At 34.9% G+C, this 2181-nt stretch carries 2 protein-coding genes and 1 pseudogene; 1 reads left to right on the top strand and 2 read right to left on the bottom strand.

What is annotated here, in order from left to right:
- Positions 1-175 precede the first annotated feature (175 nt).
- Positions 176-824, top strand: a pseudogene (locus ACFINE_RS09610) (portal protein); the annotation flags it as partial.
- 157 nt (positions 825-981) lie between these two features.
- On the opposite strand, the gene ACFINE_RS09605 reads toward ACFINE_RS09610, so the two are convergent.
- Both ACFINE_RS09605 and ACFINE_RS09600 read right to left on the bottom strand, forming a co-directional pair.
- Positions 982-1305: a helix-turn-helix domain-containing protein gene (locus ACFINE_RS09605; protein ID WP_015856199.1), complete on the bottom strand. Its 324-nt coding sequence runs from the start codon at positions 1303-1305 to the stop codon at positions 982-984.
- A 1-nt stretch (position 1306) separates the two neighbouring features.
- Positions 1307-1657, bottom strand: a complete 351-nt coding sequence (locus tag ACFINE_RS09600) for a type II toxin-antitoxin system RelE/ParE family toxin (RefSeq protein WP_041581387.1) — start codon at positions 1655-1657, stop codon at positions 1307-1309.
- Positions 1658-2181: the final 524 nt, after the last annotated feature.

Below are 2181 nucleotides of genomic sequence, written 5' to 3'. Positions count from 1 at the left end.
ATGATTTGCTTTTTATGGTCTATTCATACATGCCAATCTTATATAAAAAATGGTCAAATGAATCACGTATAAAAATGCGGATTCTTAAGTGGATTCATATAAAATAATTTCACACAACCTATTGACTTTATTTCATTTTTTGATATGATAGCTTATCAGCTGGTACAAAGAAGATGTGGAGCATGTGAACAAATGGCGTGAACATGCGCGGGAGGATTTTGGTTTTTACAATGGTGATCAATGGAATGAAGAAGATTTATCGGCGTTAAAAAAGCAACGCCGCCCCGTTATGACTTTTAATCGTATTGCTCCGCTTGTGAATGCTGTTGTGGGTTCAGAACGCAACAATAAGCGAGAAGTGCAATTCATTCCTCGTCAAATAGGGAAGGCATTGCCAAGTGAATTGCTTACAGGAGCAGCAGAATGGTTTCGCGACATGGCACATGCTGAATATGCAGATAGTGATGCTTTCCAAGATGCTGTCATTTGTGGAATGGGGTGGACTGATACCCGCCTTGATTATGAGAACAGCCTCGATGGTGAACCGGTCATTACGCGTTTAGATCCTTTAAAAATGGTCTGGGATAGTGCGGCAGTGCAACCGAATTTAACCGATGCACAACGTTTGTGGTATGTAGACCGCAAGCCGTTAGAAGTAGCTAAGCAGATGTTTCCCAAATCTCATTGGACAGAGCTGAGTGCAGATTGGGCAAGGGATGGGAGCTCTCATGAAGGTGTTCACCATAATGATCTTGATTATTACAGTGATGAAGGGAGCATTGATGTTGAAAACGGTCGTCGGATGGTCACGCTTGTTGAAGGACATTATAAACAAAAATACAATAAAGTCAATAGTTTGTTTGTAATTATCTTATATGAATCCACTCAAGAATCCACACTTTTATACGTGATTCATTTGACCATTTTTTATAAACAATTGCCATGTATGAATAGACCATAAAAAGCTAATCATAAAGAAGTTTAAGAAGAAAAAACAACTTCAAAATGTCCTTCAAGCGTTTTAACTTCTTTCGGATTAACAATAATCTTTATATCGTTTCCCAATTTTGCCAAACACTCAAGCATTTTCATTTCACTAATTCCTCGAAATTCTCCACTTAAGAGTTTAGACAGTTTTGGTTGAGTCATTTTCAAAAGTTGACTAGCCTGTTTTTGTGTTAAGTTCTTTTCTTTCAGAATTTGACTAATCTTATGAGCAAGTTGCGCTTTGATAAGCATCTCTCTGGAATCTGAAAAGCCAAGATCCGCATAAACATTGGAACTACCGTGAAAAACATTGATCATTTTAATTCCCTTCTAATTGTTCTGCTAACTTGAGACGTTCTTTAATCAGATTAATGTCTGGTTTTGGTGTTGCAATGCCACGGGTCGATTTTTTCTGAAAACAATGCAACACATAAAGAGATTTTTTATATTGTATCGTATAAACAGCGCGATAAGTTCCTTGAATATCGCGTTCAATAATTTCTAGAACATTGGCAGATCCAAACCCCTTGAGAACCTTAACATTTTCTCCTCTATCTCCTATCTGAGCAAGATAAAGAGCATAACCAATCCTTTGTTGAATAAGATCAGGAAGACTTTTTATATCTTTGAGTGAAGAACCAAGCCATATGATACGTTTTATTTTACTCATGATTATTAATATACTCATATGGGTATATTTTCAAGTGGTTATTCTAATTTTGTGATTTTTTAATAACTATTATTAATAAAATTGACTTGATAAAAATGGTAACAAAAAACCATAATTGTTTATTTATCTTATGAAAAGCTGCTTTGTAAAAACCAACGCTTCCAAATGTAAAAAGAACGTTTTTACAAGACATTCACTTAATATGCATTTGCTTTTGATTGGATTGATAAAGCTACCGAGCATTTTGATTTGTTTGATACGTTTAATAGCCATAACAAGCGTTTATAGGCTCTGTAATTCAAATGAGTGATTAAAGATCATACGCACATTTACGTTTCTTTTGATAAGTTTTCATATCTCTCATAGAGTGCTTGCAATATGATACGTTTTGTATATATGCATTCATTACTCCATTGTGGATGATTCATTTTAATCATTAGAATAGACATTTGAAAGCCGCGTCATATCATTTGACACGGCTTTTTTTATGTTACTCTCTCTTTTATGATATGTTTATAGCAATG

The organism is Bartonella sp. AA97HXZ (genome assembly GCF_042196985.1).
Lineage (GTDB): Bacteria > Pseudomonadota > Alphaproteobacteria > Rhizobiales > Rhizobiaceae > Bartonella.
This window is presented reverse-complemented; position numbering and strand designations above follow the sequence as displayed.

Coding starts and splice junctions, on each gene's coding strand:
- ACFINE_RS09605 (WP_015856199.1), bottom strand. CDS start 1,305: ATGATCAATGTTTTTCACGGTAGTTCCAATGTTTATGCGGATCTTGGC.
- ACFINE_RS09600 (WP_041581387.1), bottom strand. CDS start 1,657: ATGAGTAAAATAAAACGTATCATATGGCTTGGTTCTTCACTCAAAGAT.